The 17111-nt window shown below is 31.1% G+C and carries 12 protein-coding genes and 2 other annotated features; all 12 genes read right to left on the bottom strand.

Annotated elements, in window-relative coordinates; all coding sequences use genetic code 11:
* Positions 1-6: 6 nt before the first annotated feature.
* The 12 genes from HYG84_RS16470 to hydF all read right to left on the bottom strand — a co-directional run bounded on the left by HYG84_RS16470 (position 7) and on the right by hydF (position 17101).
* Positions 7-2034, bottom strand: a complete 2028-nt coding sequence (locus tag HYG84_RS16470) for a class I tRNA ligase family protein (RefSeq protein ID WP_212379132.1) — start codon at positions 2032-2034, stop codon at positions 7-9.
* A 114-nt stretch (positions 2035-2148) separates the two neighbouring features.
* Positions 2149-2423, bottom strand: a binding site (T-box leader).
* Between the two features lie 115 nt (positions 2424-2538).
* Positions 2539-3363 carry a M55 family metallopeptidase gene (locus HYG84_RS16475; protein WP_212379134.1) on the bottom strand — a complete coding sequence of 275 codons (825 nt, stop codon included), beginning with the start codon at positions 3361-3363 and terminating at the stop codon, positions 2539-2541.
* 336 nt (positions 3364-3699) lie between these two features.
* Complete coding sequence (gene metG, locus HYG84_RS16480; RefSeq protein ID WP_212379136.1) at positions 3700-5325, bottom strand: methionine--tRNA ligase; 1626 nt, start codon at positions 5323-5325, stop codon at positions 3700-3702.
* Between the two features lie 73 nt (positions 5326-5398).
* Positions 5399-5651: a binding site (T-box leader), on the bottom strand.
* Between the two features lie 105 nt (positions 5652-5756).
* Positions 5757-6674: a terpene cyclase/mutase family protein gene (locus tag HYG84_RS16485; protein ID WP_212379138.1), complete on the bottom strand. Its 918-nt coding sequence runs from the start codon at positions 6672-6674 to the stop codon at positions 5757-5759.
* Between the two features lie 300 nt (positions 6675-6974).
* A complete protein-coding gene (gene glpK / locus HYG84_RS16490) occupies positions 6975-8519 on the bottom strand; it encodes a glycerol kinase GlpK (RefSeq protein WP_212379140.1) in 1545 nt (514 codons plus the stop codon).
* Between the two features lie 85 nt (positions 8520-8604).
* Positions 8605-9444, bottom strand: coding sequence for an MIP/aquaporin family protein (locus HYG84_RS16495; protein ID WP_212379141.1), 840 nt, complete (start codon positions 9442-9444; stop codon positions 8605-8607).
* A gap of 456 nt (positions 9445-9900) precedes the next feature.
* The gene (locus HYG84_RS16500) at positions 9901-10398 is read right to left on the bottom strand and encodes a GNAT family N-acetyltransferase (RefSeq protein ID WP_212379143.1); all 498 of its coding nucleotides are present in this window, start codon (positions 10396-10398) and stop codon (positions 9901-9903) included.
* A gap of 395 nt (positions 10399-10793) precedes the next feature.
* Positions 10794-11675 (bottom strand): putative RNA methyltransferase, encoded by an 882-nt coding sequence (locus HYG84_RS16505; protein WP_212379145.1) that lies wholly within the window; start codon positions 11673-11675, stop codon positions 10794-10796.
* A gap of 489 nt (positions 11676-12164) precedes the next feature.
* On the bottom strand, positions 12165-13466 hold the full coding sequence (locus HYG84_RS16510; protein ID WP_249168665.1) for a histidine--tRNA ligase: 1302 nt from the start codon (positions 13464-13466) through the stop codon (positions 12165-12167).
* Between the two features lie 387 nt (positions 13467-13853).
* Positions 13854-14642 (bottom strand): carbon-nitrogen family hydrolase, encoded by a 789-nt coding sequence (locus HYG84_RS16515; RefSeq protein ID WP_212379147.1) that lies wholly within the window; start codon positions 14640-14642, stop codon positions 13854-13856.
* 70 nt (positions 14643-14712) lie between these two features.
* On the bottom strand, positions 14713-15219 hold the full coding sequence (locus HYG84_RS16520) for a S4 domain-containing protein (protein WP_212379149.1): 507 nt from the start codon (positions 15217-15219) through the stop codon (positions 14713-14715).
* Positions 15220-15889: 670 nt separating this feature from the next.
* Positions 15890-17101: a [FeFe] hydrogenase H-cluster maturation GTPase HydF gene (gene hydF / locus HYG84_RS16525; RefSeq protein ID WP_212379151.1), complete on the bottom strand. Its 1212-nt coding sequence runs from the start codon at positions 17099-17101 to the stop codon at positions 15890-15892.
* Positions 17102-17111: the final 10 nt, after the last annotated feature.

Genomic DNA, 17111 nt, shown 5'->3' on the forward strand with positions numbered 1-17111 from the left:
ATAAAACTATACTATTTGACTAGGATGTTTTTTAAAAAAGTCTACTCTAGGTTCCAGAAACTTAAGTGAATGCTCTTGTGGATTATCCATAAAATCATATATTGTTTGGAAAATTCTATTCCAATCCCAAAACTTTTCATCTAAATTCAAGTATTCACGTATCATCTCTGTTCCCTCTGGTGCAATTGAATGCATTAGAACTGTAGCGGTCCGAAGCTCATGGAAAGTATCGATTAGAACCTGAGAACGAAGCTTTGAATCCTCATTTTCATCTACTAGTTTCATATTTTTTACCCAACCTTTATTAATGTTACGAATATAGGTGTCCATAAGGTTCATTATTGTGTGAAATTCGTATTTATACATTAACTTTTCAAATTCAAGAATTGTTTGATAGGACTCATATAATACTTCATCACTAATATTACCTACTGGTATTCTTCCATTATAATATTGTTGTACAGTATAAAAACAAGAGCGAGCAATCCGATTCAAAACATTTGTCAGTAAATTACCCTCCTTTAACACAGGATCACTATCCTTTTCTAATGCTTTTGGATTAAAAGGTTTAGGCTGAAAACTAGCACTTCTAATTCCAAGGCTTAAACCTAAAAAGTGGGATCTTAATTGCTCGGCAGTGTAATAATCAAGTAACTCCCTTGCAGTAGGTGGTTTCACTTTACCACTACTACTTGCTTTTTTATCTAAAAATAGTATATGACTATTTGAAATAAGATTAGGTAATTGAAGTTGCCCTTCTGATGGATGAATTGTTAGCTCTTTATCCTGAGTCGCCATAAACATTGCCATCTCTGCCAGTCCATAAAAATATATATTATCTTCACCTATAAATTGATATACTTCAGAATCTAAAGAGCACCACCACTCTTTCCATGCATCATTTTGATTATTTAATTGGTCAAGATAGGTTTTAGTAAAGGATATAGGTGCCCAAAGAGATTCTGGCCATACCCAAAAAGTAAGATTATCTATTCCTTCGATGGATGGTGTTGGAACCCCCCATTCAATATTGCCAGTTAATCTAAAAGGAACTAATGTTTTTCCTGTACGAAAGTGGATTGACTTCTCTGCTAATAATAAGCAGGCCTTATCTCTTTCTTCCAGATTATCAAATATCATCATAAAAGAAGACTTTTTATTTTCATCTTGTAAAGTATATTTAGGAAGTTTATCCTGAATCGAGTTTAATAAATCCAGCTGATCTTTTTTTACATAAATAACAGGTGGCTTTAAAAATTCCTTAATAGTCCTTATTAAAGATGGTCTGCAATTAGGTATTCCCCCAAGATATTTCACCCATTTTTCTAATAAATTATGGAAACTATCCAGTTTAAAATACCAATTTGTTACATCCCTCATTTCTGGTTTCTTTCCAGAAAGAGTACTCTTAGGGTTTATAAGATCAACTGGCATATATTGATGGCCCAATGAACATTCATCGGCATATCCTTTTTCCGAAGAACATCCTTCAATAGGACATTGTCCAACCACTTGACGACCGTTTAGAAAAACATTAAGATCAGTATCGTAAAACTGTGATGTAGTTATTTTAGCAAGATGTCCATTCGAATAAAGTTTTTGAATAAACTCATTAGATACTTCACGATGAATCTCTGAAGAATGTCCAAAGCTAGAAGCTGCAAATAGATTTATATCAATATTATAGAGATCCAACACATCTTTTTGACGTTTATAATTATATTGAACAAAATCATTAATTGTTCCTTCAAGCTCCCCACTACTGACTAATTGACGATAATGCTCCGATATTGGAGAACCGTAACAATCAGTACCGGAAACGAAAATAACGTTTTCTTTACCTATCCTATCGCGCAAAAATCTGGCAAAGGTATCAGCGTAGACGAAAACTCCCCCTATATGTCCTAAGTGAAGCTCTTTATTGCCATAGGGCATTCCCGCAGTAACTACTGCTCGCTTCGGAAATTTTGGTCTATTGCTTATATCGATAGATTCTTTTACAGTATTAATCTTGTTTTCTATATCCTTATTCATATAACATCCTCTCCTTATATTTATCAGTTATTAATTACTTTTTCATTCTTATACTACCTATTGAAAACTTATTTTCTGTAATAAAAAAAGCTCCCACCTCCAAGATTTTATAATCTTGAGGACGAGAGCTATAGCTTCGTGTTGCCACCTCAGTTTATTAATATGTCACCATATTAATCTTTTTAAGTACGGCATGTATTATTTAACATACTTATACTCTAGTTCTTTAACGGGAACAACCGTCACGGCATCATTTCATATATAATAATATGAAAATCCGGGTGCAGCTCCGAGACTTGTTTCAATAAACTATTCTTTGCTCCTTCTCAGCTACCAGAGCTCTCTGTTAAAGAATGCTATTTATCTACTCTTCTCTTCTTAGCATTTTATTCTTTAATTATTATAGTATTGTTCAGTATAATATCATAATATTCAATAATTGTAAATATTGTTCTAAATATAATGGTTTCTATATATTAACTTTTTAGCCAAAGAGATATTATTCTATATCAGTGTGCTTGCAGCTAAGGTTGTTAATGCCGCTCTCATTTTGTAGGCTTCAATCAGATCCTTGGCTACATACTTTACTCTGTTAGGCTCGATTAACTCTACTCCTGGTATAAACAAGGTAGCCTCCGCCAGCCCACTGTTTAAGAAAGCAACCTCTAACTCGACTTTTCCCTCTATCTTGCGTGGTGAGATTGATTTTAATTTATCTGTTAATGTTTTTTGTACTTTTTCTTCCATCAATCTATGTACTTTTTTAGGTTGAATACATCCAGCTGTATATCTACTATGGGCATTTTTTACAATAAGTGTCTCTATTTCTGGATTAAATTCTTTTACTTGTTTAGATAAAATATCATCTCCAGATACAAGAACTACAGGTACATTGTATTGCCCAGCTACTAAAGTATTAAACTCAAATTCGCCTACAATCTTGCCATTTATTTTTACTTCTGATATAACTATCCCATAATAAGTATGAGCCAAAACACCTGAAGTATTATGCCTAGCATGATATCCTATTAAAAGAGCTGCATCGTATGTATGGTCAATTCCCTCCATCATTCCCAAAAGTTTTTGGTTTCCAGATATAAGCACTACATCCTCATCTAATTCTTCAATCAATAGGTTAGTCATTGGACCATGAGAGTCATTTACTAATATTGTGGTCGCTCCTGCTAACTTCGCTCCCTTCGCTGCTGCATTTACTTCGTCTGTCATCAGTTTTCTCGCTCTATTGTAGTCATATCCTTGTGGTGATGTATGTGTACCATTAACTACACCACTAATACCTTCAATATCTGCAGAAATATAAATTTTCATAAATTATCCCTCTTTCTTTTTTAAATTCTTATCATTTAATACGCTTATAATTTTAGCGAATTAATAAAATCTTCTTAGATCTATTTTAAATATACTTTGACATTTTTTTAGAAAGTCCTTTATGTAAAATAGGAAATATTTTTTATTATTAAAAAATGTATATAGTACATTTACATAAAGATAGTACTTTTGATTATACTAAGGCTAAATATAATATACTGGAGGTTTTTTAATGTCAATATTATATATAGCTTCATATAGATTAATAATACAAAAGCTTAGTTAAAGTAATGTTATATATTTGTAATGTATTTGCTAATTTAAATTAAGAACTAGTTAAGCCTTACTTAATTTAGCTAATTCCTCTTCGGCTAATTTTTTATCTAATCTTTCAAATAAAATACCAAAGGCACCTAATTCGATTCCTGAAAGTAAAGTAATAGGTTCCCATGTATTTTCTTTATAACCTAGCCATTCTTTAATTTTTTGAGATGATGATGGCAAAAATGGATTTAATAGATTTGCAATATTTATTATACTAAAAATACAATTATAAATTGTATTACTACAATCATCTTCCTCTGTGTTTACCGTAATCCAAGGTGTTTTTTCATCAAAATATTTATTTATGCTTCTAATAAACTCAAAAATTTCTTCAATAGCTGACCTTAAGTCTCCATTTTCTATCTTTGAGCCTACCTCATTATAAAGTGTTTCTATATTCCTTATTATTTCCTTATCTGCCTCTCCTTTCGGTATACTATTATTAAAATACTTTTTAATAAAAACTAGAGTTCTATTTACTAAATTCCCATAGGCTCCAAGTAGTTCTCCATTATTACTATTTATAAACTCTCTCCATGAAAAATCCGCGTCTCTTTTTTCAGGCCCATTTGCTATTAAAAAATATCTTATTGCATCCACATCATATCTTTGAATAAACTCCAGAACCCATACTGCCCAGTTGTTACTGGTTGATATTTTCTTTCCTTCAAGGGTTACATACTCACTAGATATAATTTTATCTGGCATTTTTTTGTAGCCTATTCCATTTAAAAGGGCAGGAAAAATAATTGAATGGAACGGGATATTGTCTTTGCCGTGGATGAAGTAAGATGTTGTATCTTTTCTCCAAAATTGTTCCCAATCCAATTTGTTTTCAGTGCCCCATTTTTTGCTCACCGTAAAATATCCTAATACCGCATCTATCCAAACGTAAACCTTCTTATCTTCATATCCTTTTATAGGAATATCAATTCCCCAAGGCAAATCCCTAGAAATAGCTCTATCTTGTAAACCTTCATTCAAATATCTCTCTGTGTTGTTAAGTGCATTTATTCTCCAGTTTTCTTTAGAAGCTTCAAGATGAGCCCTTAATCTATCTTGAAATTTAGATAATTGAAAGAATAATTGGCTTCCAGCTTTTATCTTTGGCTCATTCCCACATAATTTACATTTTCTATCCTGTAGATCTAATGGGTCTAGAATAGTAGAGCAAGCATCACATTGATCTCCCCTAGCTATATTTTTACAAATGGGACAAACTCCCTCAACAAATCTATCAGGTAAAAACTGATTGCAGCTATGGCAATAAAGCTGTTCTACTTCTTTTTGGTAAATAAGCCCATTATCGTATAATAAACTTATAATTCTTTGTACTTCTTCCTTATGATGCGCGTCGTCAGTTCTAGAATAACAATCGTAGGAAAAACTTAACTTTTCAAAGCAATACTTAAACTCGCTGTGATATCTATCTGCAATTTCTTGAGGTAATACATTCTCATTCTTTGCTCTTATAGATATGGGTGTGCCATGACAGTCACTTCCCGAAACATATAGTACATCTTCTCCTTTTGCCCTAAAATATCTTGCTATTACATCACCAGGTAATAGTGCAGCTAAATGTCCTAAATGCAAAGAACCATTTGCGTAAGGCCAAGCTCCTCCAATAAAAATACTCATATCCTTTTCCTCCTCTTTATTTAAGATATAATTGTAAAAAATAAAATAAAAAACTCCCACTCCTAAGAAAAATCTTAGGAACGAGAGTTATCTTCGCGTTACCATCCTAATTTACTGTACTTCACAGTACAAGCCTCTTCAAGTACGTCACAGATCGTGATTATACTCTATCACTATAACGGGTGAACCCGTTGCAGCCTTAATTAAAATAATCTCGGTGCACAGCTCCAAGGCCATTTTCACTTTAATATCCTTTGCCCCTTCTCACCAATAGGGGCTCTCTGTAAAAGTATTCTTAAAGCTACTTTCCTTTTCTTCGCGTTTAAATTGATTTTTACTAATTGTATCCTATATTGTATGAATTGTAAATATATTTTATACTCATTAATTATACAAAAACAAATATATAGGAAATGTATCTTAGTTTTATACTATTTTTCTACTTTACTATATTTGTCTAGAATAGTTAAAGCATTTAAAGTTAAGACTCCTATCCACTCATTATATGCGGGCTTTAAATCTTCCATATAAAAGCTTTCTCCCCAAGGTGGGTTTATTCTTCCGTTGCTTTCTAATTGTTTTATAATAAAATCTAAATTATCTATTATTTTTGATTCCTTAATCTCAAACTTACACATATCTGGACTACTTACAAAGTCCACTGGTGTTGGTACATATTCTATCCATTTTTCGTCTTCATATTCAATAAGTTGTTCTATGGCTGCTTGTATCTTATTTTTCAATCTCTTTTGAAGTTTATTAGGTAAAACTCCATATAACTTTATATAACAAAAGATTTCATTCTCTGAGTAAAATTCCTCTTTATTTTCCATATAATCAATTGCATATTCTATTAAGCTATCTACATCTAGCTTTTTTAAATATTCTCTATACTTGTATAAGTATGCTAGTATTTCAGCAGATGGATTTCCCCAGTTTTCATCTATTATACTCATTTCATACTCTTCATTATAATGCCACCAAGGAGCATGTGAAAAATTATTTACTTCTTTAGGTACAGCAAACCAACCATTTCTATTTTTATCAAAGCATGACTCTAAATACCTTATTGCTTCTTTTATCATTTCCTTTGCCTCTTCTGATTTATCTAATTTGGATAAATGTCTAATTCCAACTAAGGTTGCCATTGGTGAAGAATAAGGCAGTCTAAAATCTGATTCTAATCCATGTCCAAAACCACCATCTACATTTTGAAACTTCTTTAATTCATTTATTATCTCTTGTTCAGAACCATCATAAAAATATTTTTTAAATAGACTTTTTTCTAATGGTCTTCCATATTCAATAATTGATTTGCTAATTTCTTTTAAATGGTCTTTACTTAACATCCCCAACCATACCCCCTTAACATATTTTCCGATTTATGCCACGGCTATTATATTGCATTTTATTATAATTCAAACAAACTGAAAAATCAAACTAGATTATTCTATTATCTAAAAAAAGAGAAGCGTTAGTCTTCTCTTTTTTCTACAATATTGTATTTTCTAGACTTAACTGGAAAAGCTTTCGAATAAAATAACGGCAAAGAATAGGTATATCTTCTTTCCTCTCTTAGTGAAGGCAACTGAAAATTCGGCTATTGCTAGCTCAATGCTCCATGGGGCACTCAACTTTTTATTGATTTTTTAAGAATAAGCTACACATTCTTCTTCCATTGCTTCCTCATCTTCTTCCCCTTCCAATTCCCACTTCAAGGCACGGCTCACTGCTCGTTTCCAGCCTTTATATAACTTTTCTTTTTTAGCGTTTTCCATAGTCGGACTAAAAACGGTATCCACATTCCATTTATTAGCAATCTCATTTTTATCATTCCAGAAGCCTACAGCTAATCCTGCAAGATAGGCAGCTCCTAGAGCAGTTGTTTCTGTTATCTCAGGTCTGTCTACCTGAACTCCTAATATGTCCGCTTGAAACTGCATTAAGAAGTTATTGATAACAGCTCCACCATCGACCTTTAAAGACTTTAAGTCGATACCTGAGTCCTCCTGCATAGCCTCTAATACATCTCTAGTTTGATAAGCAATAGATTCTAATGTTGCTCTAATAATATGTTCGGCTTTAGCACCTCTTGTCAGCCCTACTATTGCACCTCTTGCATACATATCCCAGTAGGGTGCTCCCATACCTGTGAAGGCGGGTACCACGTAAACACCATTAGCATCCGCTACCTTTTTCGCTAAATATTCGGTATCCTCTGCATCTCTTATAATTTTAAGTTCATCTCTCAACCATTGAACCGAAGCCCCTGCTACAAATATACTTCCCTCTAATGCATACTCTACCTTACCATCTACACCCCATGCTAAAGTAGTCAATAGTCCATTTTCGGATGGAACAAATTTATCACCTGTGTTCATTAACATAAAGCATCCGGTACCGTAGGTATTTTTAGCCATTCCAGGCTGAAAACATGCTTGCCCAAATAATGCAGCCTGTTGATCTCCCGCCGCTCCAGCTATTGGAATGTCAGCTCCACCAAAAGTTTGATGATCTGTATGTCCATAGATTTCACTAGATGCCTTTACTTGTGGTAGCATAGATTTTGGAATATCTAATACTTCTAATATTTTTTCATCCCACTTCAATTCTTTTATATTATATAGCATGGTTCTTGATGCATTAGAATAATCAGTTACATGTACTTTTCCTCTTGTTAAGTTCCATATTAACCAACTATCTACTGTTCCAAATAACAATTCACCATTTTCAGCCTTTTCTCTTGCTCCCTCTACGTTATCTAATATCCATTTAACCTTGGTTCCCGAAAAGTATGCGTCTACCACTAATCCCGTATTACCTCTAATATATGCCTCCATACCTTGCGCTTTTAGTTCATCACAAATAGCTGCAGTTCTTCTACATTGCCAAACAATTGCATTGTATATCGGCTTACCTGTATTTTTATCCCATACGATTGTGGTCTCTCTTTGGTTTGTAATCCCTATTGCTGCAATATCTTGAGGACTCACACCTGTTGTTTCCAATACCTCTCTAGCAACACCACTCTGGGTTCCCCATATTTCCATTGGATCATGCTCTACCCAGCCTGCCTTTGGATAAATTTGAGTGAATTCTTTCTGTGATGTTCCTATTCTTTTACCCTTATAGTCAAATAATATTGCTCTTGAACTTGTGGTTCCTTGGTCTAATGCCATTATATATTTTCTCAATATTAACGCCCCCTTATATTCTTAAAATTACAGCTTGTTCTTTTTTATCTATAACTATAACTCTATTGATCTTTATATAGTTTTTTTATTCAACCACATGGATAGTAGCTTCTTTTTCTTCTGCCTCTTCTGTTTCTTCGTGTCCTAATATATATTTACTAACCCCATTTTCGTATAGATATGCTCCCAAAAGACCACCAATGATAGGGCCTATAATTGGTACCCAGAAATACCCGTTAGGTCCAGGTAAAGCAATTTTTCCCCATCCTGCTAAAAAAGCAAATAATTTTGGTCCAAAATCTCTTGCTGGATTCATAGCAAATCCTGTTAATGCTCCAAAGCTTCCACCTATAATGGCAATAGTAATACCTATTAGTATAGCAGCAAAAGGTGCATATTTACCTTTAGGAGCGTTTGTGTTTCTCTCATCTCCCAATGCAAATATTACCATTAGTAATATTGCAGTTATAATTATTTCAACAATAAGTGCATGCATATTAGTCAAATAAGCTTGTGGATAAGTTGAAAATATTCCTGCTGTTGCAACACTATCTATGCTGCCTCTTATTATGCCATTGGCTTGTTCAAATGCTGAAAATGATTTATGATATAAAGCAAAAGTCACAGCTGCTCCCGTAAAAGTCCCAGCGATCTGTGCAGCAATATACGGGATTGCCTTCTTCCATGAAAATCCTCTGAATACGGCAAGTGCAATTGTTACTGCCGGATTAATATGTGTACCTGACACTGCTCCAGTAACATAAATGGCCATCGTAACACCAAATCCCCATATTAAAGCAACGTCCCAATTGTTATACTCAGCACCTATTAATACTAAAGTTGCTACAGATCCTGCACCGAAAAACAATAAAATAAATGCTCCAATAAATTCTGATATTAGTTCTCCCTTTAAATTATTCTTCATTTTTATCCCCCCCACTCATTTTCTTGATCCTACTTAGATTTACGGCTAACCCTACTCTTTTTTCACCCCTCTCCACTTAAGATTGCTAACGTTTTCCTGAATCTGAAGAGAATCAGGAAAATCGTTGTTGCTTTTGAATACAATTTAATTTAGAAGCAGTATTAGCCTATATGTAAAATCATTCTTTATAGCTTCCAAGTAACTATCCTTTTATAATTTCCAAATACCATTTTAAAATATTCTATTAATTTTATTTCTTTATTATGAAATTTACTGGTATTTTTTATCAATTTTATTAACTATATTATAATTTTGTTGGTCAAAAGTATCAATCATACAATAATAAAGCCCGTTAATTGGCAACGGGCTTTATTAGTACATTTATTTAATTCTCCTTAATATTAGAAATTCTTCTATTGTATTAATTACCTACAGTATATAACCTAAATGAAAAAACTATATACATGTATTCATATAAATCATTACATCAAACTTAATTTTCTCATTTTCTGATATTCTTTCAAATGATGTTACTTTTTTAAATCCAACCCTCTCATACACCTTAATTGCTCGTTGATTAAAATCTGCAACCGTTAGACGAAAGTTTTTTATGTATAATTGATTTTGACCAAATTCCATACCTTTTCTTAAAAATTCAATACCAATTCCTTTACCGCATAAATCTGGTCTTATTCCTAAACCTATATCGATATATTCTTCTGATTCATATGCTCCAAATTGTTTCCCAACTGGAACTTGTGCAGATTCTCCAAAACAATAATATCCTATAAGGTTATTTTGACTATCTAAAACCGAATAATATGAACCATTAAGTAGTTCTTCAATACTATCACTACTATCATCCATATTGTAAATAGAATATGGCTCTGTATATTTCCATTTTGAAATCATCTCTGCTTCAGTATCATTCATTAGTTTTATATTATATTTCATTTTAATCCTTCCTTTTATTTGAAATAGCAATTGTCCCATATTTAAAAGTACCTAATACTTCTTTTAGCTGTTTTTCATTCATATGATTTACTCCTCCTTAAGATATATGACATTAATTGATCAATCTAATGTTAATAAGTCCTATAAAATAGATTAGACATTTTCCCTAGAAATCCTTTGTATAAAATTCGATATATTTTGTAATTTAGAAAAACATTTGTCTTTGTTCTCCCATATCCATAAAAGAATATTTCTATTATATGTTCCAAATATGTGATAAAAGTGATAGGTTGAAAATCCTGAAAGCTTTACTATTGATTGAAGCATTACCTATGCAAATATATGTCTATACAAAAAGCCGCACAAAATGCGGCTTAAAACTATAACCAATTTAACTATTTTTTACGTCTACCTACTAGAATTCTTAGGTCTATAGTTAGGCTCGATATATCTAGTTTTATTAAATCATCTTTTTCTTCTTCTCTTAAACTTGATGTTAATGGAGTCATTTTTATTAAGTCTTTCAAGTTAGATTCATCTATACTGCATTTATAATTAAGTCTTTTTTCAGATACTATTTCTAAGTGTTGTTGAAAAACTTCAATAACATTTTTATTAGAATAATTATTACTTTTTATTTTATTTTGTATTCCACATCTTATTTCTTTTAAATATCCTGATTCAGGAATAACCTTAATAACTATACCTTTATTATCTAAAACCCTAATAAACTCTTCATAATTCGCTGGAGATAGTATATTTAATACTACATCAAATTTACAAGTTTGAAATGGTAAGTTTGATAAATCCGAAACGCACCAAATTATATCATTTCCTTCTCTTGTAGCAATACTTATTCCATCTTTAGATATATCGATTCCTACAAAATCATATTTATTACTAAGATTTTGACTTTTAGATAGTTGATTTAAATAGTGTCCTTCCCCACAGCCAGTATCCAATATATAATTTTTATTTTTATATAAAGTATATTCATCAACTATATCTACTAGCTCTGTAATCAACCTATCATAAAAGTTATCATTATATATTTTATTTCTAGATTCAAATAGATCTTTACCATAAATTTTGTTACTACTTCTATTTGCCAAATTAACATAACCTTTTTTTGATATATCGAAGCAGTGATTATTATTACAAATTAAGCTGCTTTTATCATTTATTTTCATATTATCTTTACAAATAGGGCATCTAAATATTTTAATATTTTTCTCAAATAATAATTTTGCTTTCTCTAACTTTCCTTTTTGTTTCATATCCATAATCTCCTTTTATCTACTATTTAAACTTAAATAGCACGGGATTATGGCTACTTTTTTATAGCTTAAAGTTATAATCCTTAACCTGAGATAGCCACAAACCGTGCGCTATCCTCTTAATCTAATATAATAAATACATCCTCTACACCCCATCATCTTACCTCCTCATTTTAAATGCAATATTAGGAATTTAGATATAAAAATACCTTGAAACATAAACGCAATAGATTTAATGCCCCAAGGTATTTATACTTTATAGTAGAATCTAATAATACACTATTTATTAGACTGTTAATCTTATATATCTATTGGAGCAGTATATATCTTATTTTTGTTAAATACATTCAATAAATTTTTCATATAATATTACCCCTCTCTAATTATTTATTTATGTTTTTCATTATATCTTATTTTACACTTATTGTAAATGTCAGAGTATTTAATAAATGTATTAGGGCAAAGTAATCCGCCTTGATTATAAATCTATTACTCGATTTTCTCTTTTAGATAGCTAGCAATTTCATACATTGAGATTTCAGTCTCACTGCCACTTTTCATATCTCTAATTCTAACCTTGCCTGCTTTTATCTCATCTTCGCCTAGTACAATAACAAAAGGAATCTGCTGTTTTCCTGCATATTCAAGGCTCTTTCGCACCTTTCTTTTATCCATCTCCATATCAGCAGAAATTCCATGTCTTCTTAGTAAGGTTATTATATTAAGGGCCTCTGGCTGTGTTCCAATAGGAACAATATATATTTGTACTGGTGGTTTTTCCATACTGATTTCTTTATATAATAGAGCATTATAGATCACATCTAGTCCAAAGGTTATTCCAACTGCAGGATATTCAATACCATTATTTATAAAAGCACCTATGATTTTGTCGTACCTTCCCCCAGCTCCCACACTAGATGCTATGCTTCTATCCTTAAGAAATATCTCAAATACTGTACCTGTATAAATTTCAAGACCTCTTGAAAGCCAAGGTGAAAATTTACATATATCTTCTATACCTGCTGATTTAATATAGCTCCATAGTTCATCTAGTTCTTGTACTCCTTGCCTAATAAGCTCATTTTGCGGATCAAACCTTAGTCTCTTAAGAAGTTCTTCACCTTCCATATTTAAAAAATAAAATAGTTTTTCTATATATTGTTTCTCTACACATTTTTCAATTAGTTCCGCTCTGACACCATCCTCACCTATCTTTTCAATCTTATCTAAACTCAATATAACACTGTTTTCTAGATCTTCAGGTATACCAACGGCTTTTATAATCCCAGAGAGAAATTTTCTATTATTAAAATAAATATACACTTCCAGTTCTAACATCTTATAGATATCATTGGCCATAATCATTAACTCTGCTTCCGCCATTATTGATTTTACTCCTACTATATCTACATCACATTGGACAAACTCTCGGTTACGTCCAGTTTTAACTGGCCCATCTCGAAATACCTTACCTATTTCATATCTTTTAAATGGTAATCTTATATTAGGATTCATTCCAATTACCCTAGCAAGTGGAACGGTTAGATCATATCTTAGTCCAATATCTCTTTGTCCTTGATCTTGAAACTTATATACTTCCTTTAATATCTCAGCGCCCCCAGCATACTTGGATGCGAGTATATCATAGTAGCTGATTATAGGGGTTTCAAGAGGCTCGTATCCATAGCTTTCAAATACATCTGTTAGTTTTCTAATTATCTCATTTCTCATTCTCTGCTCACTTGGCATAAAATCACAAGTTCCCTTTAAATTTCTTAATTCCATTAACATTTTCAATTCCTCCTTCATTAATTTAGTATTATAATTAAAATTGTTTGCTATTTTTAAAAATAAAAAAGAAGCCCTACATGTATTTAATAAAATACCTGTAAGGCTTCCAAAATTATCTGCCATCACAGGTACAAGCACTAATAGCACTTATACCTATGATACAAAATCAAGGTTATAAGTGCTCTCTGTGATGGTGATGAAGTTTTTTAGTTACAATATAATTTCTATACATATTCATTCACCTCAAACTTTTTTATATCTTAACATTAATCGCAATAAATGTCAATTATTTCTTATCTATTAATAATACATATGTTTATATTATATACTTATTAATATATAACTATACAATTCATTAGTATTACATTGGATAAAATTGAAATAAAATCATCTATACCTGTATAAGTCAGTTCTTCTGTCATTGTAAACATTTATAGTATTTCTAATTTTATCAACTACTTTCATATCAAAATCACCCGTTATTATTTCTTCTTTATATGATGCTTTAGCTATGGTTTCACCCCAAGGATTAATCAAAGCTGAATGACCACCATATATAGTCTCTTCTGCAGTACCACATGAATTTACACAGGCCACAAAAATCTGATTTTCAATTGCACGTGCTTCATTCAATATTTCCCAATGTTTAATTCTAGAAACAGGCCATTGGGCTACAACAAAAAGTATTTTGATTCCTTGTAAAGCTAAAGTACGTACAAGCTCTAAAAATCTAATATCATAACATATTATTACTCCACATTTTACTCCATCTAATTCAAAAGTTGTTACTCTGCTACCTTTTTTGAAATAATCATCTTCATGCATAAATGAGAAAAGATGTGTTTTATCATATTCTGCGATACATTCACCCTTTTTATTAAATATATATGATGTATTGTATATTTCTCCTTCTTTTTCGTTTACAACAGAACCTGCTATTATGTTCACATTTAATTCCTTTGATAAGTATGAAAACAGCTTTATGGTTTGCTTTCCATTTTTATCACAAAGCTCCTTTATGTTCTCTATAGGGAAAAAACCTGTATTCCATGTTTCAGGCAAAACTATAGTGTCTGGGTTTTCCTTTGCAGCTAATCTAATAAGTTTTTCTGCTTTTTTATAGTTATTATCAGGATTTGCAAACTCCATATTCATCTGAATTCCACTTATTCTCATTTTTATCATCTCCCATAGATTTTTTACAATAAGACCCTGCTGAATTGACAGTAGGGTCTTTCATTATTGTTTAAATTTTACTTATTAATAAGGTTACAACATCTTTTTCTCTTAAACTAGCTTTTGATTTGACCTGGTTGTTATTTACTCTTATAAAGCCTTTAGTGATTAATTCTACAATTTTTTCTCTACTAATATCTTGGATTTTTGAAGATAAAAACTTATCTATTCGTATTTTCTCCTGCAATATATTAATATGGATTTCTATCTCAGTAATACAATCTTTCTTAAATTGTGCTATTTGAATTTCATCATATTTACTTTCTTGAATCATAAAGTCTCCATCAATATTTTCTAAACCTGATTTAGCTTTAAAAGTATCAATTCCTTTATTCCATGTATGTCCATTTGGACATTTGTATATTGCAAAATAGAATATATTTTTCCCATTAGCATTCTGTCTTCTTTTTAATGAGTCCTTAAACTCCACCTTTTTTCCACAATTATGACAATATCTCTCTTCCTTATCTATCTTACCATTGTATATATTCCAATTTAAACTTAATTTCTTCTCCATATTCCTTACCTCCGATAATTTTTGTTTTACGGCAAGGAATATAAAAATAATTTTCTTGTATTTTCATTTTCGGTAATGTATCAATCATAAACTTTTAATATACTCCTTCCGTTTATTGATTTAAGTCCATTACCTTCGTAAAAGGTGTCATATGATCACCACCAATCAATATATTTTTTTGCTTTGATGTACTCTATGGTCAGTTTAGAAAAAGATTACTCTAATATATTAAATAAAAAAAGACCATAGGAAGATATATTCTTCTTACAGTCTAAAATACAAATATCTGATTATTATAATTTAATAAACACAAAATTAAGCACAAGTAGAGAAAATACTTTTGAATAAAAAAGCATTTCACTCAAGTCTCATATAAATCTTGTTTAATTATGATAATCTATTTTAGTAAGTAAGTTACCTTCTAAATTGCTAATTCCATAGAAGAGTACAACAAATAAACCTAATTCTAATTAGGCACAGTAAACTCTCTTGAAAATAATTATTAATTTTGAAATTAAATTAATATTAGCAATTAGCTGGCTTCATTCCTTACTTCCCTCCTTATAGATTCTAAATACAGTAACAGTATATATTAAAAAATATTAATTGTAAATATATTTTCCTTCAATTCAGATTAATCATACATAGTTTTATAATAAATATCTATTATTTACATAAACACCTTTACAGCTCTATCTAATGTACCTGTTAAATAAGCAAGCAATATACCATAATTAGTGATAGGTACATTATTATCTTGGCAAATTTTAATCCTGCTAGCCATACTTTTTTTATTTAACATACATGACCCACAGTGAATCACCAAATCATAGGACTCTATATCCTTAGGAAAGTCTTCTCCCATTCTAAAATGAAAATCTATTTCCTTCTCTAAATGTTTAGTCAGGAATCTTGGAATTTTAACCTTTCCTATATCCTCATGAGATGTATTATGAGAGCAGCTTTCCATAATTAATACTCTTGGGTTTTCTTTTTCTTTTAATTTTTCAATAGTTGATATTCCTTCTAAAAATGTTTTAAAGTTTCCCTTTTGTCTAGCCATAATTATAGAAAAACTAGTGAGATTAGTATCTACAGGCACTATTTTGTCTACTTCTTTGAATACTTGTGAATCAGTAACTACAAGATCTATATCATGTAAGTCCTCCATAGCAGATGCTAATTCTGTATCTCTGACTACATAGGATTTTATTCCATGATCTAAGCAATCTCTAATAAGCTGCACTTGAGGCAAAATAAGCCTTCCCTTTGGTGCCTCAGAATCTATAGGAACTACCATTATAATTTTACCACCGTAGGGGATAATGTCTCCTATTAAAGTCTCTTCTTTATCCTCTATATTAAGTCTTTTTATCAATTCATCCTTTAAATTTTCTATAGTAGTATCATACTTTGTAGATATAAAGACTACATTTTCCCATTTTTTATTAAATTCTATATTATATTTAATTTCTCGCAGCTTTTCTTTTGAAACAATATCAGTTTTATTGATAACTGTAATGTAAGGAATATCCCTTTTCTTAAATTCCTTTACAAACTCTAAATAAGACTCTTCTTCAATATCATCTATTGCTATTACATATATAGCAAAATCCGCTTTTTCTAAAGTTTTTATAGTTTTTTCTACCCTTAAGACACCTAACTCTCCACTATCATCTATGCCTCCTGTATCTATAAAGACTACAGGGCCAAATGGAATAAGCTCTACTGCTTTAGACACTGGATCTGTTGTAGTCCCCTTAATCTCTGATACTAAAGATACATCATGACCTATGATCTTATTCATAATAGATGATTTACCTGCATTTCTCTTGCCATAAAAAACTATATGCTTTCTATTTCCTTTCGGCGTATTGTTCATAGATATTCTC

The organism is Alkaliphilus sp. B6464 (assembly GCF_018141165.1).
GTDB lineage: Bacteria > Bacillota > Clostridia > Peptostreptococcales > Natronincolaceae > Alkaliphilus_B.